This is a genomic window from Asticcacaulis sp. AC460, from assembly GCF_000495795.1.
Classification (GTDB): Bacteria; Pseudomonadota; Alphaproteobacteria; order Caulobacterales; family Caulobacteraceae; genus Asticcacaulis.
In genome coordinates, this window is sequence record NZ_AWGD01000028.1 from 1 (window position 1) to 22666 (window position 22666).

At 61.8% G+C, this 22666-nt stretch carries 20 protein-coding genes; 11 read left to right on the forward strand and 9 right to left on the reverse strand.

From position 1 onward, the window contains the following. Positions 1 to 35 precede the first annotated feature (35 nt). On the reverse strand, positions 36 to 1985 hold the full coding sequence (locus ABAC460_RS39545; protein WP_023454289.1) for a DUF885 domain-containing protein: 1950 nt from the start codon (positions 1983 to 1985) through the stop codon (positions 36 to 38). Positions 1986 to 2186: 201 nt separating this feature from the next. Between ABAC460_RS39545 and ABAC460_RS39550 the strand changes: the two genes are divergently transcribed. The 3 genes from ABAC460_RS39550 to ABAC460_RS39560 are packed head-to-tail and all read left to right on the forward strand — an operon-like array spanning position 2187 to position 3803. Further along, positions 2187 to 2738, forward strand: coding sequence for a superoxide dismutase family protein (locus ABAC460_RS39550; protein WP_023454290.1), 552 nt, complete (start codon positions 2187 to 2189; stop codon positions 2736 to 2738). A gap of 4 nt (positions 2739 to 2742) precedes the next feature. Continuing rightward, positions 2743 to 3411: a hydrolase gene (locus ABAC460_RS39555; protein WP_023454291.1), complete on the forward strand. Its 669-nt coding sequence runs from the start codon at positions 2743 to 2745 to the stop codon at positions 3409 to 3411. Further along, the gene (locus ABAC460_RS39560; RefSeq protein ID WP_023454292.1) at positions 3384 to 3803 is read left to right on the forward strand and encodes a hypothetical protein; all 420 of its coding nucleotides are present in this window, start codon (positions 3384 to 3386) and stop codon (positions 3801 to 3803) included. Before ABAC460_RS39555 ends, ABAC460_RS39560 begins: the two co-directional genes overlap by 28 nt. Here the strand turns inward: ABAC460_RS39560 and ABAC460_RS39565 are convergent. Further along, the gene (locus ABAC460_RS39565) at positions 3786 to 4781 is read right to left on the reverse strand and encodes a glycoside hydrolase family 5 protein (protein WP_023454293.1); all 996 of its coding nucleotides are present in this window, start codon (positions 4779 to 4781) and stop codon (positions 3786 to 3788) included. The two genes, ABAC460_RS39560 and ABAC460_RS39565, sit on opposite strands and share 18 nt — an antisense overlap. A gap of 248 nt (positions 4782 to 5029) precedes the next feature. On the opposite strand from ABAC460_RS39565, the gene ABAC460_RS48430 reads away from it, so the two are divergent. Then, positions 5030 to 5422 (forward strand): hypothetical protein, encoded by a 393-nt coding sequence (locus ABAC460_RS48430; protein ID WP_023454294.1) that lies wholly within the window; start codon positions 5030 to 5032, stop codon positions 5420 to 5422. Between the two features lie 8 nt (positions 5423 to 5430). Here the strand turns inward: ABAC460_RS48430 and ABAC460_RS39570 are convergent, their stop codons facing one another. From ABAC460_RS39570 to uvrB, 3 genes are all read right to left on the reverse strand, one after another. Then, positions 5431 to 6063: a DUF3617 domain-containing protein gene (locus ABAC460_RS39570; protein WP_023454295.1), complete on the reverse strand. Its 633-nt coding sequence runs from the start codon at positions 6061 to 6063 to the stop codon at positions 5431 to 5433. 183 nt (positions 6064 to 6246) lie between these two features. After that, on the reverse strand, positions 6247 to 6618 hold the full coding sequence (locus tag ABAC460_RS39575; RefSeq protein WP_235075828.1) for a hypothetical protein: 372 nt from the start codon (positions 6616 to 6618) through the stop codon (positions 6247 to 6249). Between the two features lie 296 nt (positions 6619 to 6914). Further along, positions 6915 to 9113: an excinuclease ABC subunit UvrB gene (gene uvrB, locus ABAC460_RS39580; protein ID WP_031237033.1), complete on the reverse strand. Its 2199-nt coding sequence runs from the start codon at positions 9111 to 9113 to the stop codon at positions 6915 to 6917. 664 nt (positions 9114 to 9777) lie between these two features. On the opposite strand from uvrB, the gene ABAC460_RS39585 reads away from it, so the two are divergent. Further along, complete coding sequence (locus ABAC460_RS39585) at positions 9778 to 10920, forward strand: cell wall hydrolase (RefSeq protein ID WP_023454298.1); 1143 nt, start codon at positions 9778 to 9780, stop codon at positions 10918 to 10920. A 116-nt stretch (positions 10921 to 11036) separates the two neighbouring features. Here the strand turns inward: ABAC460_RS39585 and ABAC460_RS39590 are convergent, their stop codons facing one another. Continuing rightward, positions 11037 to 13808: a TonB-dependent receptor domain-containing protein gene (locus ABAC460_RS39590; protein ID WP_023454299.1), complete on the reverse strand. Its 2772-nt coding sequence runs from the start codon at positions 13806 to 13808 to the stop codon at positions 11037 to 11039. Positions 13809 to 14010: 202 nt separating this feature from the next. Between ABAC460_RS39590 and ABAC460_RS39595 the strand changes: the two genes are divergently transcribed. After that, positions 14011 to 15012, forward strand: coding sequence for a cyanophycinase (locus ABAC460_RS39595; RefSeq protein ID WP_023454300.1), 1002 nt, complete (start codon positions 14011 to 14013; stop codon positions 15010 to 15012). Between the two features lie 2 nt (positions 15013 to 15014). Here the strand turns inward: ABAC460_RS39595 and ABAC460_RS39600 are convergent, their stop codons facing one another. Further along, positions 15015 to 15779: an AIM24 family protein gene (locus tag ABAC460_RS39600; protein WP_023454301.1), complete on the reverse strand. Its 765-nt coding sequence runs from the start codon at positions 15777 to 15779 to the stop codon at positions 15015 to 15017. Positions 15780 to 16020: 241 nt separating this feature from the next. Here ABAC460_RS39600 and ABAC460_RS39605 point away from each other — a divergent pair, with 241 nt between their 5' ends. The 3 genes from ABAC460_RS39605 (at position 16021) to ABAC460_RS39615 (ending at position 19029) form a co-directional block, all read left to right on the forward strand. Beyond that, positions 16021 to 17742, forward strand: a complete 1722-nt coding sequence (locus ABAC460_RS39605) for a methyl-accepting chemotaxis protein (protein ID WP_023454302.1) — start codon at positions 16021 to 16023, stop codon at positions 17740 to 17742. Between the two features lie 296 nt (positions 17743 to 18038). Further along, positions 18039 to 18437 carry a hypothetical protein gene (locus ABAC460_RS39610; RefSeq protein ID WP_023454303.1) on the forward strand — a complete coding sequence of 133 codons (399 nt, stop codon included), beginning with the start codon at positions 18039 to 18041 and terminating at the stop codon, positions 18435 to 18437. 217 nt (positions 18438 to 18654) lie between these two features. Then, entirely contained in the window at positions 18655 to 19029 is a 375-nt protein-coding gene (locus ABAC460_RS39615; protein ID WP_023454304.1) for a hypothetical protein, read from the forward strand. Between the two features lie 114 nt (positions 19030 to 19143). Here ABAC460_RS39615 and ABAC460_RS51040 read toward each other — a convergent pair whose 3' ends face one another. Further along, a complete protein-coding gene (locus tag ABAC460_RS51040; RefSeq protein WP_023454305.1) occupies positions 19144 to 19278 on the reverse strand; it encodes a hypothetical protein in 135 nt (44 codons plus the stop codon). Positions 19279 to 19637: 359 nt separating this feature from the next. On the opposite strand from ABAC460_RS51040, the gene ABAC460_RS39620 reads away from it, so the two are divergent. Next, the gene (locus ABAC460_RS39620; RefSeq protein WP_023454307.1) at positions 19638 to 20153 is read left to right on the forward strand and encodes a TIGR02281 family clan AA aspartic protease; all 516 of its coding nucleotides are present in this window, start codon (positions 19638 to 19640) and stop codon (positions 20151 to 20153) included. Here the strand turns inward: ABAC460_RS39620 and dusA are convergent. Beyond that, positions 20137 to 21156, reverse strand: coding sequence for a tRNA dihydrouridine(20/20a) synthase DusA (gene dusA, locus ABAC460_RS39625; protein ID WP_031237036.1), 1020 nt, complete (start codon positions 21154 to 21156; stop codon positions 20137 to 20139). The genes ABAC460_RS39620 and dusA overlap by 17 nt on opposite strands. A gap of 121 nt (positions 21157 to 21277) precedes the next feature. Here dusA and ABAC460_RS39630 point away from each other — a divergent pair, with 121 nt between their 5' ends. Beyond that, positions 21278 to 22618, forward strand: a complete 1341-nt coding sequence (locus tag ABAC460_RS39630) for a glutamine synthetase family protein (RefSeq protein WP_023454309.1) — start codon at positions 21278 to 21280, stop codon at positions 22616 to 22618. Positions 22619 to 22666: the final 48 nt, after the last annotated feature.

Genomic DNA, 22666 nt, shown 5'->3' on the forward strand with positions numbered 1-22666 from the left:
GGAGAAGAAAGCGCCGCTGTGGATGGTTTTTAAGCCTAGATCAGGCCCTTGGCCTTGTACAGGTCTTCCAGCACCGCCAGCGGCAGCGAACCCGCTGTCAGGCCGGTGTCATGGAAGGTTTTGTAGCTGAAAGCCGCGCCCTGCTTCTTGTTCATGGCGTCGCGCAGCCGCAGCCAAGTGATCTTACCCACCATGTAGCCCAAGGCCTGGCCCGGCCAGGCGCAGTAGCGCTCGATCTCCAAGGTCGCGCCGCCTTCGGAGTCACCCGTGGTATCGGCCATGTAGCGGATGGCCTGCTCGCGGCTCCAGCCGAGATGGTGCATGCCGGTATCGACCACAAGGCGCACGGCGCGAAACAGGGCGTCGTGCAGGTAACCCAGCCGGCCGTACGGATCGTTGTCGTACATCTTCATTTCGGTCGCGGCCAACTCTTCGGAATAGAGCGCCCAGCCTTCGACATAGGCATTGTAGCTGGCGACCTTACGCAGTTGATGCAACGGGGCTTCCTGCTGGATCGAGATCTGCATGTGGTGGCCCGGTACAGCCTCATGATAGGTCAGGGTCGGCAGGCTCCACTTCGGATTGTCGGCCATACTGTGCAGGTTGATGTTGTAGACCCCGGCGCGCGAGCCGTCCAAAGCCGCCGGCTGGTAATAGCTGGGCTGGCCCAGTTCATTGGCGATCGGCACGCGGCGGATGCTGGCCTTGGTCTTGGGCAGGACGCCGAAATATTGCGGAATCTTGGCCGTCACCGCGTCGACCTTGCCGTTCAGGTCGCTGAGCAGTTGCGCCCGGCCTTCGTCGCTGTCCGGATAGAGCTGCGACGGGTCGTCGCCCAGGATCTTGTAGCGGTCGGCATTGCTGCCCGTGGTCATGCCCAGCGCACGGAAACGGCTGTCGATCTCGCTCGACAGTTCCGCCACCTTCTGCAGGCCGATGGTGTGGATTTCCTTGGGCGTCAGGTCGGTCGAGGTGCCGACGCGAGCGCAATAGGCGTAATAGGCGGCGCCATTGGGCAGATTGCGTACGCCGGCATTGTGCGTCGCCTTGCCCTGCAGGGCCTGCAGCGCCGTGATCTGGCGCGTCATGGCGGGCTGTATGGTATCGGTCAGCTTCGCGGTGGCCAGGGCGGTCCAGTCGCCAGCAATGCCTTTTTCGGCCGTGCGGCGGGCGATGGAGGTGACCAAGATCGACTGGTCGACCGGGGTGTCGCGCAGGTTGGTGATCTGCAGCGCCGCCTTCTTCAGGATGAAGTCCGGAGGGATGATGCCGCGCTGAGATTCCGAGACGATGCGCGCCGTTTCCTGGTCCAGGCCGGCAGCGAAGGCATCGAGGCGCTTGATGTACGCATCCGCGTCGGAGGCAGTGTTGATCGTATGCTGGCCGTCGAGGAAGTCCGGCACCGTATTCCAGAAACCGCTCAACTGGCTGACGATATAGGGCGTCGGCGAATAGAAGGTGATGTTCATCGGCGTGGCGTTTTCGCCGAAGTTCCAGGTCTGGGCGGCATCGGCCTGAAGCTGTATGTCCCAGCGGACGGCGTCGTAATCGATGCGGTCGACGGCCGATAGCTGGTCGCGGTCGATGGCGGCCAGGGTCTGGACCGCCTTTCGCAGGCGATTGGCATTGGTGTTGAGGCCAGCAGCGGTGCGGTCGTCGAGGCGCGACTTGAGATAGGCCAGGTCGCCCTTGTCGAGGCCCAGATTGGTGGCGGTCATCGGCGACTGAACCAGCAGGTCGCGCAGGATGGAGTCGAAGGCAGCGTCCAGCTTCGCCTTGACTTCGGGTGCGGTCACTTCGGGCACGGGCGGAGGGGGCGGGGGCGCCGGCGGCTTGGGGGGCGCCTTTTTCTTCGATGCCTTACCCTTTTTGGAGGTTGTCTTCTTCTTGGCCGGCGCCTTCTTTTTCTTGGCGGCGGCCAGGGCATCGCCGGCCGTGAAGGCAAGCCCGGACAGGGCGGCGAGCAGATAACGGCGATCCAGCATGGACATCTCGTGAAAAGCAAAAAAACAAACCTAGGCGGAACAAGGCCTGAGGCGCAACCGGTTGCACATGAAAATGTTGTAATCTTGGCCACGACGGCGATGCAATGCGAAAGCCATATTGTGCTTTTATGCCGGGAGGCCGACAGGTGTTGCGAACCATTCGCGTTTAACGCCGGTCACCCAAACAAGGACCTCCCTCCCATGCGCCTCCTCCCTGCCCTGTCCGTTCTTGCCCTGCTCGCTTCCCCGGCCCTGGCTCAGACACCGCCAGTCAACGCCACCACGGCCACCGAAGCGCCGGCCACCCACGGCGGCAGCTTCAAAAGCCCGGACGGCGCCGAACGCGGCACCTTGACCCTGACGGCGGCACCCGACGGCGTGCTGCTGCGCGTGGATGTGAAGGGGCTGACGCCGGGCTGGCACGCCCTGCATTTCCACGAAAAGGGGGCCTGCTCAGACGAAAAGTTCGCCTCGGCCGGCGGCCATGTCCATGGCGACACGCCGGTCACCCACGGCCTGCTGGCGGTCGGCCATAACGATGCCGGCGACCTGCCCAATATATTCGTCGCCGCCGACGGCACCGGCGCCGCCGAGGTCTATTCCAACCTGATCACCGCCCAGACCAAGGACAAGCGCCCGGCCGTCTTTGACGGCGACGGCACCGCCGTGGTGATCCACAGTATGGCAGACGACTATACCAGCCAGCCGATCGGCAATGCCGGTCCGCGCGTCGCCTGCGCGGTGATCCAGTAATGTCATGATTACCCTGACGGCATCATCGACGGCCCTGGTGCTGATCGACCTGCAGAACGGCATCGTCAATCGTGAGTTGGCGCCACGGTCCGGCGCCGAGGTGGTGGCCGCCGCCAGGATGCTGGCCGGGCGCTTCCGCACCGCCGGGGCGCCCGTGGTCCTGGTTCATGTCGACTGGGGTCCCGGCTTCGCCGATGCGCCGCAGGGACCGGTCGATGAGCCGATGCCGCGACCGGAAGGCGGCCTGCCGGTCGACTGGTCGCGATTGGTCGACGGCCTGGAACATCCCGGCGACCTGGTCGTCACCAAGCACAATTGGGGCGCTTTTTTCGGCACCGATCTGGAGGTGCGGCTGCGCCGGCGCGGCGTGACCGGGATTGTGCTGGGAGGTGTGGCGACGCCGTTCGGCATCGAGTCGACGGCGCGCCAAGCCTGGGAGCGCAACTTCGCTGTGGTCGTCGCCGAGGATGTTTGTTCCGCGCCGAAAGCGGAACTGCACGAAGCGTCGGTCAAAGGGGTGTTGCCGCGTATCGCTCGGGTACGGAAAGCCGAGGAAATTCAACTGGTTCGAGTTTGTGATTCTTTTTTGTTGACACTTATCCACATTGAGAACAAAATAGGAACATCAACAGAGGACGTTCCGCCATGGCCTTTACCTGCCAGCCGCAACTGAAGACCCTGCCCCGCGACAGCCATATCGACGTGACCTGCCAGAGCTGCGGCAAGCATTGGGCCGAAAGCGTGCAGGAGATGGTGGAGACACGCCGTTTGGGCGCCCAGTTCATGGACCTGCTGGAGTTCGAGGCGCGCTGCAATGACGCCTTCTGTGGCGGGACAGTGACGATGGACTATGACGGCAAGCCCGAAGTGAAACCCCATGTCGCCAGGGTGATGACCCTGCCGCGGCCGAAGGTCGAGCGCCTGCCCTATCCGGTCAAGGCCGTGATCAAGCGCCGTCCGCCGGTGTCACCGCAATATGGCGTACCGCAGTATGACCTACCAATGGCTTTGCCACCGCTTAAGCCCACCCAGCCGGGGCGAATCGTTTCAGTCGCAGGTCGTTGAGGCGTTTTTCAGGATATCGCGCACCAGCAGGCCCGATGGTGTCAGGTCGGTATCCGCCCACGGTCCGGTTGCCGAAGCGCCCGGCTTGAACAGCGACGCGCCCTCCTTCTTATCGCTGACCGCCCAGTTGGCCTGGCTGAGGCAGTTGGCCGCCATCCAGTTTTGCCAGCGTCCCGTTTCCTTGACATCGGCGCCACCGTCGCCATTGGCATTGACCGAGCCCCATTCCGACACGAACAGCGACGCCCCCATCTTCAGCGCCTTGTCGCCCTTGTCGCGCAGGCCTTGCTTATGGGTACCGGCATAGAAATGCAGCGTGTAGGTGACGTTGCCGCCGGTCACCGGATCGGCAGCAGCGATGTCGACATCCTGGGACCAAGTCGGCGAACCGACCACGATCAGATTGTCGGGATCGGTGGCGCGGATGGCGTCGATTACCGTCTGGGCATACGGCTTGACCTGCCCTGACCACTGGGCATTGCCCAGAGGCTCGTTATAGATCTCGTAGATGACGTTGGGCGTATGGCCGTACTTTTGGGCCATGGCGGTGAAGAAGTCGACCGCGGCCTGCGGGTCGGTTTCGGCCCGGTGGGAATGCCAGTCGATAATGACGTAGACACCATTGGCGATGGCCGCATCGACCAGGGCTTCGGCGCGTTCCCGTCCCGCCGCCGGGTCCTGTTTGTACCCGCCCGGACCATCGATGCCGATGGCGGCGCGCACCAGTGAGACATTCCAGTCCTTGGCGAAGGTCGCCACGGCCGACGGATTATAGAATTTTTCCTGTCCCCAGCCGGAATTGGACCAGAAGAAACTGACCCCGTTCAACTTGACTGGCTTGTCGTGACTGTCGACGATGCGATTGCCGGCGACTTTCAACGCGCCATGGTCATCGACGGGTGTATGGGCGCATGCGACGGTCGCAAACAACAAAGGCGCGGCCATGACAAGCATGGCGCGCGCGATATGGAAGTGCATGTGGTATCCTCTCAACCAGGATTTTTTCGTCGGTTATTTTTATGGGTAGAATCACGTCCGACCCGTTCCGATGGCAGGTCATACCATGTTCGCGTGCTTCCGCATGTAACAATCTCCGTGAAAATCACCGTTTTTGTGAAAAAATCGACATGATTGTCAAAAATCAACCTGCTTTTGGATCGACCTCACGCCAGATTTTGCTTTGCAGCATGAACCGGTCATACTAGGTTCGACGCGAAGGAGCGACCATGACGAATTCCGGTGACCTCAAGAGCTTTCTGACCGACGGCCGCGGCATGGCCATGCTTGTCTACGCCCTGCTGTTCTTCATGGCCCTTACGATCGGCCTGACAGGTGTTGTCGCGCTTATTATCGTGACCTTCGCCGACAGCGACAAGACACCGGACTGGATCAAGTCGCACTATCAGTTCCAGGTACGCACCTTCTGGATGGGTATTGTGCCGACCTTCCTGACCTTCTTCCTCAGCCAGTTTCTGGTCAGGACCTATCAGGTGCAGCCCATCTATATGTTCTTCGTGGTGATGCCCATCCTGGCCTGGGTCGCGGGCCGCTGCGCCATGGGGTTCAACCACCTGCTCTACGGCCGCCCGTATCCCAATCCGAAGGCCTGGGTGGTCTAGCCAGCCTCTTACTCGTCGTGCAACGGCGCTTCGCTGGAGGTCGCACCGGACCGTCGCATGCCCGCCATGTCGAACAGGTTGAACTGAACGCCATCATTGACGACGTCGCCCGGCGCCTGGCCGCTGGCGCAATTTCCGGTCCGTTTGGCAGCGACCGTGTAGGTGGCGACCCCCTGAGGCGTCCCGCCCTGCGTGGTCTGAGACCGCAGCTTCATACCGTAGGCGGTGATATAGTCGCCGGTGATCGAACCGGAATATTCGTTGCTGACACCGTTGCCCATATCGCAGGCGGCCAGGACGTCCCAGCCGCCGTCGCGGGCGCTAAGCGTCTTGTCGCACTGATCGCCCGACAGGTCCGTGCCCAGCAAACCCAGGTGACGGTCGGTTTCGGCATCGATGCATATCTGGACCACCTGCGGGGCTTCGGCGCTGCCTTCCTCGGTGATGATCATTTCCCACAGACCGGGCGTACGCGCCGGCAGATGCACCTGCGGCCTCGGCGGCGCCACCGGCTGGACTTGAGGCTCGGCCGGCTTTTCGGGCTTCTTCCCGCAGGCGGAAGCCAGACCGGCCAGGCTGCCGATCAGGACAAACGCAACGAACCGTCCCACGAGGGCCGGTGACCGGCGGGTCTGCACCATGGAGAATTCCCCTTCAAGAGGTCGAATCTAGGTGAGAATCCGCCGCCATGCCAGCGTTATATGATAACAGTCCGCATATATTTTTGTGAACATCGTGTGGCGCGGGGACAAAAAAAGCCCGCACTGCGGGCTTTTCACGACGCGTCGAGAGAACTGGCATCCTGACGCGCTCAGGTCACGGCATCAGTTTTTTTTTGAGATGACCTGAAGCGTCTGCAGGGTGCGCGGCAGCTCGTCCGCCAAGCGGCGGCAGATTTCGCGGGCGCCGATGGAATAGACTTCGCCACCGTCGGCAATTTCCAGCGCCATCTTGGCGGTCGCGTCGATCAGCACCTCAAACTCGGAGATCTGCTCGCGCGCCAGGGCGCGGGCCTCTTCCTGCAGCCGGCGGACGCGGGAGGTGCGGCTTTCACGCACAACCTGTACGTCTTCCACGGCCGTGGACTTGTGCGGCACATGCGCCGGCAGGCTCATCACCTTGTCGCCGTCGATGACCTGGCCGAGCGCGACCTCTTTCGAGACGGGCGGCACCACATTGAGTCTTGTCCTACGCATATATAACCCCAGAACTTGGATTCCGTGCTTCAAGTGTCCGCGCACAAGGTTAACAACGTGTTTACCCGCGGCGTTGCGATCAGCCCGACGATTGCATGATTAACAACAGCGTCGCGCGATTTGAGATAAAAATCCAGTACGATTGTGGCGCAACACAGCGAAATGTGGCGGAGTGTGTGGGGAAAGAAACGCTTATGGGTTAACGCCGGGGCCTCCGGGGGAACAGGCCATCCGGAATGCGCGAATCGGGCGTAAAAATGCTGCGCAGCAAACCTGAATCCCTCCGCGCGGCGGGTTCAGGAGGCGTCCCCGCCGATCATGTCCTTGGCGAATTCCAGATCCAGCAGCTTCAGCCGCTTGATCTCGTCGCGCAGGCGCGCCGCGGTCTCGAACTCCAGATTCCCGGCTGCCTCGCGCATCTTGGTTTCCAGGTCCTTCAGTGTCGCCTGGAAGTTGGAGCCCATGAACGGCTTGCTATCCTTCTCGGCCACACCCATCGACACCTGAACGCGATCGCCCTTTTCGTACGGCGAATCCAGGATGTCGGCAATGCCGCGCTTGACCGATTCCGGCGTGATGCCGTGCTCGACATTGTAGGCCATCTGCTTTTCGCGGCGGCGGGTGGTTTCCGCTAGGGCACGCTCCATCGAGCCGGTTATCCGATCAGCATACAGAATGACCCGGCCGTCGACGTTCCGCGCCGCCCTGCCGATGGTCTGGATCAGCGAGGTTTCCGAGCGCAGGAAGCCTTCCTTGTCGGCGTCCAGGATAGCAACGAAACCGCATTCCGGGATGTCGAGGCCTTCGCGCAGCAGGTTGATGCCGATCAGGACGTCGAAAGCCCCCAGGCGCAGGTCGCGGATGATTTCAATCCGCTCCAGGGTGTCGATGTCCGAGTGCATGTAGCGCACCCGGATTCCCTGCTCGTGCATATAGTCGGTCAGGTTTTCGGCCATCTTCTTGGTCAGCACGGTGACCAGCGAACGGTAGCCGTGCTTGGCGACCTCGCGGACCTCGGCGATGACGTCGTCAACCTGGTTGAAACCGTCCTTGTGCACCGGGCGGATCTCGACCGGCGGATCGATCAGGCCGGTCGGGCGGATGACCTGTTCGGCGAAGACGCCCGCGGTCCGCTCCATCTCCCATTTGCCGGGCGTGGCCGAGACGTAGACCGATTGGGGCCGCATGGCGTCCCATTCCTCGAACTTGAGCGGCCGATTGTCCATGCATGACGGCAGGCGGAAGCCGTATTCAGCCAGGATGGATTTACGCGCAAAGTCGCCGCGATACATGCCGCCGATCTGCGGTACCGAAACGTGGCTTTCGTCGACGAACAGCAGGGCGTTGTCGGGCAGGTATTCGAAGAAGGTCGGCGGCGGCGCGCCGGCCCCGCGTCCGGTCAGGTAGCGGCTGTAGTTTTCGATGCCTGCGCAGGCCCCCGTCGCCTGCATCATCTCCAGATCGAAGGTGGTGCGCTGCTCCAGACGCTGGGCCTCCAGCAGCTTGCCCTCGGCATGCAACTGCTCCAGGCGGATCTTCAGCTCCTTCTTGATGCCGTCGATGGCCTGGTTCAGGGTCGGGCGTGGGGTCACGTAGTGGCTGGCGGCGTAGACCTTCAGGTCCTGCAGGTCGACGATCTTCTTACCGGTCAGCGGATCGAACTCGTGGATCGATTCGATCTCGTCGCCGAACATGTTGATGCGCCAGGCACGGTCTTCATAGTGGGCCGGGAAGATTTCGATGACGTCGCCGCGGCGCCTGAAAGTTCCGCGCTCGAAGGCGGCGTCGTTGCGCTTGTACTGCAGGGCCACCAGGTCGGCGCGGAGCTGACCTTCATCGATCGACTGGCCGACCTTCAGTTCGAAGGTCATGGCGGTATAGGTCTCCACCGAGCCGATACCGTAGATGCACGACACCGAGGCGACCACGATGACGTCGTCGCGCTCCAGGATCGCCCGCGTCGCCGAGTGGCGCATGCGGTCGATCTGTTCGTTCACCGACGAGTCCTTCTCTATATAGGTGTCGGTGCGCGGGACGTAGGCTTCGGGCTGGTAGTAGTCGTAGTAGGAGACGAAATACTCGACCGCATTGTCGGGGAAGAAGGATTTGAACTCGGAATAAAGCTGGGCGGCCAGGGTCTTGTTGTGGGCCAGGATCAGGGCCGGACGCTGGGTCTGCTCGATGATCTTGGCCATGGTGAAGGTCTTGCCGGAACCGGTAACCCCCAGCAGCACCTGATCGTGTTCGCGGGCATGGACGCCTTCGAGCAGTTCGGCGATCGCGGTCGGCTGGTCGCCGGCGGGCTCGTAGGGCGCCGCCAGGCGAAAGCGCTTGCCGCCTTCGGACTTGGCCGGACGATCGGGCCGATGCGGCACCCACACAGCTGGCATGTCAGTTGCGCTATCGCTGCGCTGCTTGAGCGCAGGCGGATTGAAATCGGCCACAAACGCGCCGGAATTGTCCGAAAAGCCGGGATTTTGGGGCGAACTATTCATGAACACAACATAAGCCGGAGAAAAAAATTTGAAAGGGAGCCGTAAAAACTTTTCCCTTTCGCCCACCGGGGCCGTGCGGGTGATTCTGACGCACCGCAGCGTCAAAACTTGTCAGCGGACGTTGTAACATGCCGTGATTTCCGTTGCGATTCCAGCTTGTTAGGCGCCTCGCGTTTCCAGCCCGCTGTGCAGGTGCGGCAAAAATACCGTTGAAAGACGCTCTTAACGGTTTCTTAAATTAAGCTTTTCTTCGTAAAAATGTGACTATAAAGAAGAGGCAAATAATAAATATCGCGCCCCTCGTATAATCAAAGTATCCAATACTCACTTTTACCAGTCAATAGAAAAGCGATCAACTTCGTGTATATCGCATGATCTGCTTATGTGATGCCCATAAGGGGCCGCGTTAAACTATGGCTAACGGATCGTTAATCACATTTTAACACATTTGCGCCACATTTGGCCCCTAGAAGTCCGCCCTGGCCGAGGCGACTTCGCAAAGAGTACCGGCCTATCTGACGCTGGCATAGAACGTGAAAGCTACGTTTTGCCGGCTGACTTCCGGGGGGCAGACAGCCCTCGCCACAGAGGACAGATAGCTTTGAGTTCAACATCCCAGACTTCGCACAAAGTGGGCATAGCGCGCTATCGCAGACGCGCACTCATGGCGGCGAGTTCAATCGGGTTGCTTATCGGCGCGTCCATCGGCTCGGCCTATCTCGGCGGCGCCCTGGTCCACGATTCCACCGCCCGTCACACGGCAGCCCGCATCCTGCAACTGGCGTCCATCAGCAAGGACGGCAAGATCGACGAGACGGAACTCCACCGCCTCGAAGCGGCGTCGGACGCCGCTCCGGTCAGCCGGACCGCGATGAACATCGCCATGCGCTTTACCGACTATGCCGGTACCGACGCTCCCAATTCCCTGCTGGCCCAGAACCTGACGGCCCTGCGGACCTCTTCCGACCAGCGCTATCAGGGCGCCGAGGTGGTCCGCGCCAGCGTCGAGATTCCGGCAGCGCCCCAGGTGGCCGCCGTGGTCACGCGCGCCGCCGCCGCTTTCGGTTTCAAGGGCAGCACCCAGAACGACCTCGATTGCCTGACCCAGGGCGTCTATTACGAAGCCCGCGGCGAAGGCGTCGATGGCATGCGCGCCGTCGCCCAGGTTATCCTGAACCGCGTCCGCCATCCGGCCTATCCCAAGACCGTCTGTAATGTCGTCTATCAGGGCGCCCACCTGCGCACTTCGTGCCAGTTCAGCTTCACCTGCAATGGTGCGCTGGGCCGTCCGGTCGAAAAGTGGGCTTGGCGCCGCGCCCATGACGTCGCTCAGGCGGCTCTGGGCGGCTATGTCATGCCCGTTGTCGGCACGGCGACCAGCTTCCACACCACCGGCGTCAATCCGCGCTGGTCGGGCACCATGGAGCGGGTTACCCAGGTCGGCACCCACGTCTTCTATCAGTTCCGCGGCCGCGGTTCGCGCATGGGCGGCGATGGCGTCGTTCAGCCGTCGAATTCGGTGCCGCAGATCGTCCAGGCCGGCGCTACGGACCCGACGCTGCCAAGCGACGCCCTGAACCAGGCCCAGACGGTTGCGCAACCGGCCGACGCCCTGGCGCCCAATGTCAGCATGGCGCCGACCACCAAGTCGCCGACCGGCGAAGCCCGTGCTGCCCTGATCGCCGCCGTCGCCAAGGCGTCGCCGGAAGCGCCGCGCGCGATTTCGGTGAAATCGACGATCAGTGGCAAGTCGGCTCAGGACATCACCGCCGAAGTGGCGATGAAATCCGGCGGCGTGTCGCAGTAACTTTTTTCGGCTCAAACGCCGCATGGCTCGCGCAAACGTGCGCGGCGGGCAGTCGCCCGCTGGAAAAGGACCTCCATAGAAGAAAGGCCCCGCAGGAAACTGCGGGGCCTTTCTTTTTAGTACTTGTAGGTGATCTGCAGGTAGCCGTTGCGGCCGAGGCCGTCGTACCAGCTGCTGTTGTAGTAGGGATAGCTGGTCCAGCCGGAGTCGTATGGCGGCTTGGTGTCGAACAGGTTGCTCAGGGCCAGCGACACCTTCACATTGTCACGGACATCGTACTGCACCGAGCCGTTCCAGGTGGTGTAGGCGCCGACCCAGCCGTTTTCGTCATAGTTCGGCAGGCGGGCGGTATGGTTGCCGTCGATGTTAAAGCGCCACTTGCCCTTGGCCAGGTTGATGCTGACCGAAGCTTTGTCGCGCGGAATGTAATAGCTGGAATCGTTGGCCAGCTTGTCGAGCTCCGGATCGCCGACGTAGCGGGTATAGCCGTGGTCGAGGACGTGGGTGTAGCTGGCCGAGAAACCCAGGGCGCCGACCGGCGTCGTGAAGCGGCTGTGCAGGGACAGGTCGACGCCCGAGGTGCTCTCTTTCGACACGTTGATCGGGCTGACGAAGACTTGGGTGATGTCGCCGTCGCCATCGCGGGTGACGCGGGCGATGGCGTCCTGGCAGGTCGGGGTGTTGGCGTCCTGCAGGCCGGCGCGGCATTCGCCTTCGGTGCGGGTCAGGTTGTTGACCAGCAGATCCTCGACCTGGCCGTTCATGTCGATCTTGAAGTAGTCGACGCTGATGTCGAAGGCACGCGACGGCGCCCAGACGACACCGGCATTGAAGGATTCGCTGGTTTCCGGTTCCAGGTTGATATTGCCGCCGGTGCGCACGCGGATGCGCGGACCGCGGCCGCAGTCGTCGGGATAGTCGCCGTCCTGGATACATTCGTAATAGTCAGTGGCGCGGCCTTCCTCGAAGCCGGTACCACGATAGACATAGTTCAGGTCCGGTGCGCGGAAGCCGGTGCCGGCCGCGGCGCGGAACAGCAGGGTCTTGATCGGACGGAACTCCAGGCCGAGATTGTAGGTCGTCTCACCGACCGTGTGGCCGGCATAGTCGAAAGTGTCGTAACGCGCCGCCAGGCTGGATTGCAAGGTTGAAAGCAGTGGCACGCTGAATTCGACCGCCGCCGCAGAATGGGTGCGATGGCCCTTGGCGGTGAAGTCGACCCAGCTGAAATAGTAGGGCTGGGTGGCCTTGGGGTCGGTGCCCTGATTGTAGTCCTGGCGCCCGGCCTCGACCAGGAAGTTGAAGCCGACCGGACCGGCCGGCATTTCGAACAGCTCCTGGGTGCCGACGGTAACCGAGGCTTCGAACACCGAACTGCGCGGCTTGTAGACGCTGTTTTCGGCGATCGAGGCGTACTGCGCTGGGGTCAGCGGGGTGTAGAAGCGTGTCGGATCGGCGCTGAAAACCGGCAGGCCGTAACCGTCGTCCTCGCCGAGATATTCATCGTCGGTATCCCAGCCCAGCTGCGGCCCCAGGAAGAAGGCGTTGGCCTTCTCGACATTGATGAAGGGAAAGGTGACCTCTGCATTATAAACGCTGGCGCTGAGCGCGGCTTCGTAATGCCACTTGTCGTCGGCGCCGAAGCTGCCGCGCACGCCCGGGGTGATGGTATAGGTGGTCGCCTCGACGTGGCGCATCGCTTTGTCCAATCCACCCATCTCTTCCGGCGTGAAGATGCGGTACCAATTGTCGGTGCCTTCGTAGCTGGGGTGGACGTTGTAGAAGTCGCCGACATCGTTGCCGTCTTCGTCCTGATAGCCCCAGGAAGTCGGGCGCTTCAGCAGCTTCAGGTCGCTCTTGCCGAGCTGCAGGTCCAGGAACAGATGGGTGCGGTCGGACAGGTCGTAGCTGAAAGAACCCACCAGGTTGACCATGGTGCGTTCCGACTGGACGGTGCGATAACCGACGGCGGTTTGCGAACCGCAATAGGCGCCCTGGATCTCGTCGCCGTCGCCGTAATAGGGATCGATCTGAAGGCTGGTCGTACCTTCATTGGTGCTGGCCGACAGGGCGCAATCCGCCGTGGTCGCGTCGATGGCGTAGACGTCATAATCGACGCGCTGCCAGTTGGTGACGCCCATCTGGTAGTCGGGATCGGGGGCGTCGGCCGTCGAATCCTGGCGCTCGCGCTGATAGCCGTAGATCGGGTCCTGCTTCATGATCTCGCCGCCGACCACGCCGTGAAGACGGCCGAAGTCCAGGCCTGTCGAGAAGTTCAGGCGGTGCGACTGGCCCCCCCCCTGCTCGGTCCAGCCGTAGCGGTAATCGATCGTGGTCTCGTCGGCGCGGTCCTTCAGCTTGAAGTTCACCACGCCGGCCAGGGCGTCGGAACCGTAGATGGCCGAGGCCGAGCCAGACAGGACTTCGATGCGGTCGACCATGCCCAGCGGGATGTTGGAGATGTCGGTGAAGTTGCTGTCGCCGTTGAACGGCATAGGATAGTCGGCGACGCGACGGCCGTTGACCATGACCAGGGTATGGTTGGGGCCCAGGCCGCGCAGGTCGACCTGTTGCGCGCCCGGCGAATAGTCGGCGGCATTGCCCGACTGCATCGATTGGGTCTCGCCGCTGTTCTGGGTCAGGGTTTTCAGCACGTCCGGCACGGAACCGTAGCCACCGGCGCGGATCTGATCCTGTGTGATCACGGTCACCGGGGCCGGGCCTTCCTTCTGCGTCCGGGGAATACGCGAACCCAGCACGGTCACCACACCGCCCTCTTCCGGCGGCGTTGCATCCTGGGCCAGGGCGGCCGCGCCCGAGAGGCCGATCAGGCTGCACCCGGCCAGAAGCGCGGGCTTCAACATCTTATGCAGAAAGGTTTTTTTCATCTACTCACTCCTGAGAAACGGGTGATGGCCGCCGCCTTCCCCGATGGAACGGACGGCCTGAGGTGGGAATCGAAGCATCTTCATTTTTACCGGTAAACTTGCCGCCCTCGCCGCGAAGGGGAAATCAAATTCTTGCCATCTCGCAAAATTGCGATCACAGTGACACAAATATGCCACCCCATGTTACCGTCCGGATATCGCCATGCGCCCGCTCCTCCTCGCCATCGCCCTGTGTCTCACCCTGGTGCAGCCGGCGGCGGCACAATGGAACGAGGGCCCGGGATACAAGACCTTCGTCATCGGCGATGAAGCGGCACCGACGCCGGCCCCGGTGACGGGCGGCCTGCTGATGAGCGGTGGTGGCGACTGGGCCTACGACGCCTTCCGCTGGTTCACCGCCAAGGCCGGTCACGGCCATTTGGTGGTGCTGCGCGCTTCGGGTACCACGGAGAGCCAGGACGAGTTCTATAATGTGGTCGGCGGCCTGGCTTCGGTGCGCACCTTCCTGTTCCTCGACCGCCAGGCGGCATACGATCCGCGACTGCTGGAAGCGGTGCGCAAGGCCGACGCCATCTTCCTGGCCGGCGGTGACCAGGCCAACTATGTCCGCATGTGGAAGGGTACGCCGCTGAATGAGGCCATCGACGCCCATGTCGCGGCCAACAAACCGCTGGGCGGGACTTCGGCCGGCCTGGCGGTGCAGGGGGCATGGCTTTACGGCGCCATGGACGGCGGCAGCGTCACCTCGCCCGAAGCCCTGGCAGATCCACTGGGGCCCGCGGTTACCATCGAAGGCGACTTCTTTCATTTCCCGCTGCTGACCCATGTCGTCACCGACAGCCATTTCGACGAACGCAGCCGCCAGGGCCGGCTGATCGCCTTCCTGGTCAAGGCGGAAAACATGCGTGGCGACGGCGACGGCAAGCCGCTGGTGGGCTTGGGCGTTGATGAAGAGGCCGCCATGACGGTCGAGGCCGATGGTACGGTCAAGATTCACAGCAACAAGAACGGCCATGTCTGGCTGTTCCAGGGCGGCGAGGTCCAGCCCCTGACGACCGGCAAGCCGCTAACTGTCACCGGCATCACGGCGACCGGCATCGGCACCGGGAGCAGTTTTAATGTCAGGACGCTCGAGGTCAGGGATCCGTCGTTTGCGCGCACCTATAATGTCAAGGACGGCATCCTGGAAGACGCCCAGCCCTGATCTTACGACACCCGCGCCGTCGGCATGACCCAGATATTACCGGTGCCGCGGAACTTGTAGACCAGGCCTTCGCCCGAGCGCAGAGCGTTGCGTAATCCCGTGACCAGTGGCCCGATGGCGACGTCCAGCGAGGCCGAGAACATCAGCACGAAATCGCCGTCGACCACGGCTTCGCCGTTTTTCAGTTCGATGACATCGATCTCTTCGACCGGAACCGGGCTTTCGACGACGAAGGCGCCGCGGCCGGACAGTTTCGGTTGCAGGAAGCCGTTACCCGACAGGATGCCGGCGACTGAGGCGTGGCGATGGGTCGACAGGCTGATGCCGCCGGTGCAGGCATAGAAGGCCCGGTCGTCCAGCAGCAGGTCGTCACCGGCGTCCATATTGCCCAGGATGAAATATTTGCGGCTGGGCTCGGCCCACAGGGTGCCGGTGCCGCTGAACTTGGTGGCGAAGGCCGACTCGCCGGTGCCGGCGGAGGCCACGGCGCGCGACAGAAAGCCCTTGCCCGGTTCGTGGCGCTGGATCTCCGACTGGATGCGGCCGTGGTGGTATTGCAGCGCGCCCGGCTCCAGAAGCAGGGAACCGCCCGACAGCTCTACCCCGATCTGGTGGATGAGGGTGGCTTCCGAAATGACATGGGTCAGCGGCGCGCCGTTGGCAGCGCCGCCGGCCGGAATGACCCGCGCCACCTGGCGCTTTTCGACGAACCGGTAAGCGGTGATTTTCACACCGTCGGCGGATACGGTCTCAATGGGATGTCGCACGGGTGGGGCTCCGTCGGGGTTCGGATTGTCGGGAGGCAGCTGTAACAACAAAAGCGGCCGAGGCAAAGCGTCTGCGGCCCGGCCCCGCCATTTGTAACAATCCCTTGGGTCGTTAGGATTTCAACAACCTTAATGTGAAAGGTTGTCCCCAAAGCCTGTCTTAACCATGACTCGCGGCTGCGCGTCAGGTTGGCCGGTTTCCAACAACAAAAGCCATTTATCCTTAAAGTCAGGGGCCAAAATGACGAAACAAGGTACAAAACAAGCCGGCGGATTCCAGATTTCGAACTGGCCGTTTACGGTAAAATTCATGGCGCCGGCCGCGGTCGCCACTGCGATCCTCGCCGTGCTCACCGGCGGCGCCGTCTACATCATGAACGGCCAGGGCAAGACCATCGACGACATCAACGCCAAGGCCCTGCCGCAGGTCGTTGAATTCGGCGAGATCAAATCGAGCATCAAGGAAGCCAACGGCCAGTTGTTCAACGCCCTGGTCAAGAAGGCCACCGACCCGACGGCCAACGCATCCGCCCAGGTCGCCGAAGTCGTCGCAGACCTCGGCAAGGTCGAAGCTCAGGTCAAGACCGATGCCGAAAAGGCGTCCAGCCCGGAACAGAAGAAGCTGTTGGGCGATCTCGGCAAGGAGATCAAGACCTACAAGGAAGCCGTCGAGTTCGCTGGCCAGGTTATGGACGTCGACTTCGCGTCGGTCGGACCGCTGATGTCGCAATTCGACGATGGCTACGCCAAGATGTCCCAGATCACCGACCAGGTCATCGAGGCCAACGTCGCCGAGGCCAAGGCCTCTGCCGCCGACGCGAAGAAGGCCCAGGCCTCCGGCGTCACCATGCTGGCCATCTTCGCCGCCATCATGGCCGCCCTGTCCATGGGGATCGCGTTCATCTTCTCGCGCGTTACCGTCACCGGCATCAACCGCATCGCCAAGACGACCGAGGAACTGGCCACCGGTAATCTTAATGTCGACATCTCCGCCCTGGCCCGCCGCGACGAATTGAAGAGCGTCGTCGACAGCCTGAACGTCTTCAAGGCCAACGCCGAAGAAAAGGCCCGCCTGTCGGCCATGGAAGCTGCGACCGCCAAAACCCGCGAAGAGCGTTCGCGTCAGATGTCGGAACTGGCGGAACGTTTCCGTCACGAAGCCCAGGACATGCTGGACGCCCTGTCGTCCGCCGCTTCCGACCTGGACGCCAACGGCCGCACCCTGCTGACCATCGCCCAGGAAAACGAGCGCCGCTCGCAATCGGCTGTGTCGTCGATCCGCAACTCGGCTGATAACGTTCAGAACGTCGCCTCGGCCACCACGGAACTGTCGGCTTCGATCGGCGTCATCGGCGACCAGGCCGTGCGATCGGTGGAAATCGCGGCCGAGGCCGTGTCGGAAGCCGACCGCACCAACGACTCGATGGCCGAGCTGTCGCGCGCGGCCGACCAGATCGGCGAAGTCGTCGACCTGATCAACGCCATCGCCCAACAGACCAACCTCCTGGCCCTGAACGCCACCATCGAATCCGCCCGCGCCGGTGAAGCCGGCAAGGGCTTCGCGGTCGTGGCCTCGGAAGTCAAGTCGCTGGCCCAGCAGACCGCCAAGGCAACCGACGAAATCCGCGATCGCATCAAAGACATCCAGTCGGCGGCCCAGAACGGCGTCAACGCCATCCGTGGCATCGGCGAGACCATCAAGCACATGAACGAGATCGCTTCGTCGATCGCCGACTCGGTGCACCAGCAGGGCGACGCCACCAACGAAATCGCCCGCAACGTCAACGAAGCTTCGGACGGCACCACCATGGCGTCCAGCTCGGTGGCCCAGCTGTCGGCCTCTGCTGCCGACACCGAAAAGGCGTCGACCGAGATGCTCGGCGCCGCCAACCAACTGACCAAGCGCACGGAAGCCATGAGCGAGAACATCCGCCGCTTCCTGGGCGAACTGACCGCCGCCTAAAAAGTACTGTACCCGTCCCGCACGGCCCTGCGAGGCGACGGACACATCAACGGAGACGCCCTGACCGGCGTCTCCGTTTTTTTATGCTCGGCAGGCGAGTACCGCACGTCCGGTAAACGCCACGGATATTTTCGCGTTTTCCCTTATGCACAAGGCCCCGAAATCCATTGCACCGCACAATCGATTCACATGAAATTAAATATTTTACCGATAAAATTATAATTGCAACCGGAGGGTACAGCCTCAGGTCACTCCATACGCGCCTCCCCAGCGTCTCTTAGTGAAAGATTTGCAAAATGCAGAAGATTGCCCCCTCCTTTCGTTCCTTCCGTGCTCCGATCATCGCCGGCGCCGCCCTGCTCTCCGCTTGCGTAGCCGGCCAAGCCCTGGCCGAATGCGAGGAAGCCGAGGAAGCCATGGCCGGCAAGGCCGTTGCCGCAGCTACCGCCGCCAAGGTTACCCCGGCGGTCGCCATTACCGGCAAGCAGATGCTTGACATCTCCGAATGCAATATCGGCGGTGGCGGCATCGTCGTCTTGTTCAAATACAATTTCCTCGGCGCCGATGGCCTGTACTGGGTACAGGGCAGTGCCAAGGTCAGGGCCGGCACGGTCAGCGACCTCAAGGTCATGACCATGAGCCCCAACCTGTCGGCGGCCACTGCGGCCAAGGGCGTCAAGCTGGCGTCGAACTAACGAACCTGAAAAGCGGAAGATCGAAGAAATCTTCCGCTTTTTTTGCAACTGCGAAATTGGCGGCGTCCGCGTTAAGATTTGGAGCCTTGTTTTTACAGCTCTGCGCCCGTTGCCATTAAATTTGCTTAATTCCTAGTAAATACAATATTTTACCGAATATTTTCCAATTTCCCTTATACCTGATGTCACCCTGAAGAAACTCAAGGAGACAAATCAGATGAAAAATGCCCTCATTCTTTCGGCCATCGCCCTGACCGCCGCGATCGCCGCCCCCGCCTTTGCCGCCCCCTGCTCGGAAGATCAGGAAGCCGCCGCCGGTATGCTGGCTGCGGGCGTCGGCAAGGAAGCCGTTTCCAAGGTCGTTGCCGTCACCGGCAAGCAGATGGTGAACATCTCGGCCTGCGAATTCCGCGCCGGCAGCTACCAGGTCGACTACAAGTACAACTTCCTGGCCGCTGACGGCCTGTACTGGGTCGAACTGTCGTCGAAGTTCGACGGCAACGGCGGCGGCGCCAGCTCGAAGGTGCTGAAGGCCAGCCCGAACATGGCGGCTGCCGAAGCCAAGGCCGGCGTCAAGCTGGCGTCGAACTAAGCTTGTTCGGCAAGCCTCACGCCTTGTGACTTCAGGGTTACTGTAGGCGTAAGCGTAAAAAAAGCGGCCTCCTGGCGAACAGGAGGCCGTTTTTGTTTTTATCAGACGATAAGCCTATTTCCGTTCGAACGGACGGAAGTCCTGCGGACGACTAACCACGCGCTCAGATTTCTGGCGCGGGCTGCCGAAGAGGCCTCCGAACAGGGCGAAGGAAGTCATGGCGTGAGCCTTTTTTTCTTGGTCTTGCATGATGCGTCTCCTTTCCAAAATGTACGCGGACAAGAAGACGCGTCGCGGCTCACAGGGGGTTGGTTTGGCAGGATTTGCCGGGCCTCACCCTCACAGTCGTCGTCGCGTCGATCATCAGTATGCAGATGATTTTCGCCTATTGCAAGAATTATCCGAACCCGGATGATATTTTTTTATAAACCACGTTCCCGCGCCTTGATTTAAAAGGCATATTTTACGGTTTATGGATACCGGCCGACGGTTCTGATGGCCTTTGGGGGCGATTCATTTGAAATAAACCCTTCTCGTTTAGGCTTTGGACAGGCGCAAAAGCGCCGCGATCCGGCGGGGTGCCCGGCTCGCCCCCGGGAGTGCGTAACATGTACAAATCGGCCATTATCGTCGGCAGTGCCGTGTTCTGCGCCGTCATGGCCGGCATGGGGATTCTGTCGCTGCATGAGCAGACTGAGGAAGCCCCCGTTCAGGCTGCCGTCGCCCACACTGAAGTCTCCTCCGAAAGCGCCTCAGGCCACACCACCGCCATTCCCAAAGGCGAGGACGGCCATTTCTGGGCCAATGCCTCGGTCAACAATACCGCTGTACGCTTTTTGGTCGATACCGGCGCCAGCCAGGTCGTCCTGACGCCTTCCGACGCGCTGCGCCTGGGCTTTACGCCCAAGGACCTCGTCTATGACCGCAAGGTGATCACCGCCAACGGCCCGTCGTTTGCGGCCATGGTGAAGCTGAACTCGGTCGGCGTCGGCACCAGCACCGTGCGCGACGTCGAGGCCCTGGTCGTCAAGGACGGCCTGAACATCTCCCTGCTGGGCATGAGCTATCTCGGCCGGCTCAGCCGCTTCGAAGCGACGCGGACCTCGCTTATCCTGCACCCATAAGGTAGGCGTCGCGTCGCGCCTGGGCCGCTGCAAGGGCGTCGCGGACGGCATCTACGCCACGGTCGATAACTTCGAGACCTGCGCCCGGCACGATCGAGTCCACGGTGAGTATCCGCCGGAAGGCCCGCGCACCCGGAAGGCCGTGCATCAGGCCCAGCATATGCCGCGTCATATGGGTCAGGGGCACGCCCTCTTCCAGCCGCGCGGCGATATAGGAACGGTAGGCATCCAAGGCGTCGAACGGCGCTATCTCACTGTTTTCGTTAAAAAACTGGTGATCGACCTGACCCAGCAGGGCCGGCTCATGATAGGCTGCTCGCCCCAGCATCACGCCGTCGACGTGCTCCAGATGGGCCTGGGCCTCGGCCAGGGTAGCGATGCCGCCGTTGATCGAGATGAACAGGTCGGGATAGCTACGTTTCAGTTCGTAGACGAGGTCGTAGTCGAGCGGCGGGATGTCGCGGTTTTCCTTAGGCGACAAGCCTTTCAGCCAGGCCTTTCGGGCGTGGACGATGAAGGTGGTGACCCCGGCCTTGCGGCAGGCCTCGACGAGGGTAAAAAGGGCCTCGCGCGGGTCCTGATCGTCGACCCCAATTCGACATTTCACAGATGCTGGAAGTCTCGTAGCTTCGATCATGGCCTGCATGCCGTCGGCGACCAACTTAGGCTCGCGCATCAGGCAGGCGCCGAACGATCCGGACTGGACACGGTCGGACGGACAGCCGCAGTTCAGGTTGACCTCGTCATAGCCCCAGTCTTCGGCGATTTTGGCGCATTGGGCCAGTTCGTCGGGTTCGGAGCCGCCCAGTTGCAGGGCCACAGGGTGCTCGACATCGGAAAAGCCGATCAGCCGCTCGCGATCGCCGTGGATGACGGCCTTGGTGGTGACCATCTCGGTATACAGCAGGGCGCGTTTCGTCAGGGCACGGTGGAACGCCCGGCAGTGCCGGTCGGTCCAGTCCATCATCGGCGCAACAGAAAATTTGGACGCGGGGATACTCATGGGCTCCCTATCGCGGATATGACAGGGGTTGGCAAGTTTGGAAATTGTGATCACAATTTGCTTGCAGGATAGTTATGATTCATAAATATTGCCGGGTATCATTCCTCCTTTCCGGCGTGTCATGACCCAAACCTTCCAGCACTGGATTTCCACCCATCGTATCAGCGAAATCGAGTGTCTGGTCCCCGACATGAACGGAGTCATCCGGGGCAAGGTCCTGCCAGCCGCCAAGTTCATCAAGTCCGAAGCCGAGGGCTCGCTGCGCATGCCGTCCAGCGTGTTTTCGGTCGATATCACCGGCGCCTATGCCGGCGACGGCGACGAAGCCTATGCCGACCGCGACCTGATCCTGTTTCCGGATGTCGCCACATTGCACATCGCGCCGGGATACAAGACCACCACCGCCTTTGTCTTTGCCGACACCAAGAAGCCCGACGGCACGGCGTGGCCGGCCTCGCCGCGGCATATCCTTAAGGAAGTGGTCGCGCTCTATACGGCGCGCGGCTGGACGCCGGTGATCGCGCCGGAACTGGAGTTTTATCTGACGGCGGTCAATACGGATCCGGACCTGCCACTGGCGCCGCCGATCGGGCGGTCCGGCCGGGCCGAGACGGCGCCGCAACCGTACGGCCTGGAGTCGATCACCGAATATGAGAATCTGGTCGAGACCATCTATGAGCATGCGGCGGTGGCGACGCTGAACCTCGACACCATGATCCATGAGTCCGGCGCCGGGCAACTGGAGATCAACTTCCACCATGGCGATCCGTTGCAGTTGGCCGATCAGGTCATCGTGTTCAAACGCCTGGTGCGTCAGGCCGCTTTGACGCATGGCGTCTATGCCACCTTCATGGCCAAGCCGATGGCGGAACAGCCGGGATCGGCGATGCACCTGCATATGTCGGTGGTCGACAGCGATGGCAGGACCTTGTTTTCCGACGAAGACGGTTCGGATTCGCGGCTGTTCCGGCAGTTTATCGGCGGGTTGCAGACCTTCCTGCCGGAGATCGCGCCTTTGTTCGCGCCGACGGTCAATTCCTTCCGCCGCATGCGCCCCAGCCATTCGGCGCCGATCAATGTCCAGTGGGGACGCGATAACCGTTCGTGCGGCCTGCGTGTGCCGACGGCCGATGCTCAGAACCGGCGGATCGAGAACCGTTTGCCAGGGGCCGATGCCAATCCGTATCTGGCCATGGCGTCGTCATTGCTGGCGGGGTATCTCGGGATCGAGATGGCGCTGGAGCCGTCACCCGAAGCGACCGGCAATGCCTATATCTATCCGCGCACCTTGCCGAAAACTCTGGAGGAGGCGCTGGAGCGGTTTGCCGGTTGTGCGCCGGTACGAGAGCGGCTGGGGGAGGCGTTTTTCGAGGCGTTTCTAGCCATCAAACAGTCGGAACTGGATCATTTCCAGGGTGTGATCAGTTCGTGGGAACGCGATCATCTGCTGTTGAAGGCTTAAACAAGCGAAACGAAGGGTGTTATAAGCTCGGAGCTTCCGGCTCCCCCT

What these genes read in the sequence shown, in the direction of transcription:
- ABAC460_RS39560 (WP_023454292.1), top strand. Translation starts at nt 3,384, where the DNA reads ATGGCCTTTACCTGCCAGCCGCAACTGAAGACCCTGCCCCGCGACAGC.
- ABAC460_RS39590 (WP_023454299.1), bottom strand. Translation starts at nt 13,808, where the DNA reads ATGAAAAAAACCTTTCTGCATAAGATGTTGAAGCCCGCGCTTCTGGCC.
- ABAC460_RS39620 (WP_023454307.1), top strand. Translation starts at nt 19,638, where the DNA reads ATGTACAAATCGGCCATTATCGTCGGCAGTGCCGTGTTCTGCGCCGTC.
- ABAC460_RS39575 (WP_235075828.1), bottom strand. Translation starts at nt 6,618, where the DNA reads ATGCGTAGGACAAGACTCAATGTGGTGCCGCCCGTCTCGAAAGAGGTC.
- ABAC460_RS39595 (WP_023454300.1), top strand. Translation starts at nt 14,011, where the DNA reads ATGCGCCCGCTCCTCCTCGCCATCGCCCTGTGTCTCACCCTGGTGCAG.
- ABAC460_RS39630 (WP_023454309.1), top strand. Translation starts at nt 21,278, where the DNA reads ATGACCCAAACCTTCCAGCACTGGATTTCCACCCATCGTATCAGCGAA.
- ABAC460_RS51040 (WP_023454305.1), bottom strand. Translation starts at nt 19,278, where the DNA reads ATGCAAGACCAAGAAAAAAAGGCTCACGCCATGACTTCCTTCGCCCTG.
- ABAC460_RS39545 (WP_023454289.1), bottom strand. Translation starts at nt 1,985, where the DNA reads ATGCTGGATCGCCGTTATCTGCTCGCCGCCCTGTCCGGGCTTGCCTTC.
- ABAC460_RS39555 (WP_023454291.1), top strand. Translation starts at nt 2,743, where the DNA reads ATGATTACCCTGACGGCATCATCGACGGCCCTGGTGCTGATCGACCTG.
- ABAC460_RS39585 (WP_023454298.1), top strand. Translation starts at nt 9,778, where the DNA reads ATGGCGGCGAGTTCAATCGGGTTGCTTATCGGCGCGTCCATCGGCTCG.
- ABAC460_RS48430 (WP_023454294.1), top strand. Translation starts at nt 5,030, where the DNA reads ATGACGAATTCCGGTGACCTCAAGAGCTTTCTGACCGACGGCCGCGGC.
- ABAC460_RS39570 (WP_023454295.1), bottom strand. Translation starts at nt 6,063, where the DNA reads ATGGTGCAGACCCGCCGGTCACCGGCCCTCGTGGGACGGTTCGTTGCG.
- ABAC460_RS39550 (WP_023454290.1), top strand. Translation starts at nt 2,187, where the DNA reads ATGCGCCTCCTCCCTGCCCTGTCCGTTCTTGCCCTGCTCGCTTCCCCG.
- ABAC460_RS39605 (WP_023454302.1), top strand. Translation starts at nt 16,021, where the DNA reads ATGACGAAACAAGGTACAAAACAAGCCGGCGGATTCCAGATTTCGAAC.
- dusA (WP_031237036.1), bottom strand. Translation starts at nt 21,156, where the DNA reads ATGAGTATCCCCGCGTCCAAATTTTCTGTTGCGCCGATGATGGACTGG.
- uvrB (WP_031237033.1), bottom strand. Translation starts at nt 9,113, where the DNA reads ATGAATAGTTCGCCCCAAAATCCCGGCTTTTCGGACAATTCCGGCGCG.
- ABAC460_RS39565 (WP_023454293.1), bottom strand. Translation starts at nt 4,781, where the DNA reads ATGCACTTCCATATCGCGCGCGCCATGCTTGTCATGGCCGCGCCTTTG.
- ABAC460_RS39615 (WP_023454304.1), top strand. Translation starts at nt 18,655, where the DNA reads ATGAAAAATGCCCTCATTCTTTCGGCCATCGCCCTGACCGCCGCGATC.
- ABAC460_RS39610 (WP_023454303.1), top strand. Translation starts at nt 18,039, where the DNA reads ATGCAGAAGATTGCCCCCTCCTTTCGTTCCTTCCGTGCTCCGATCATC.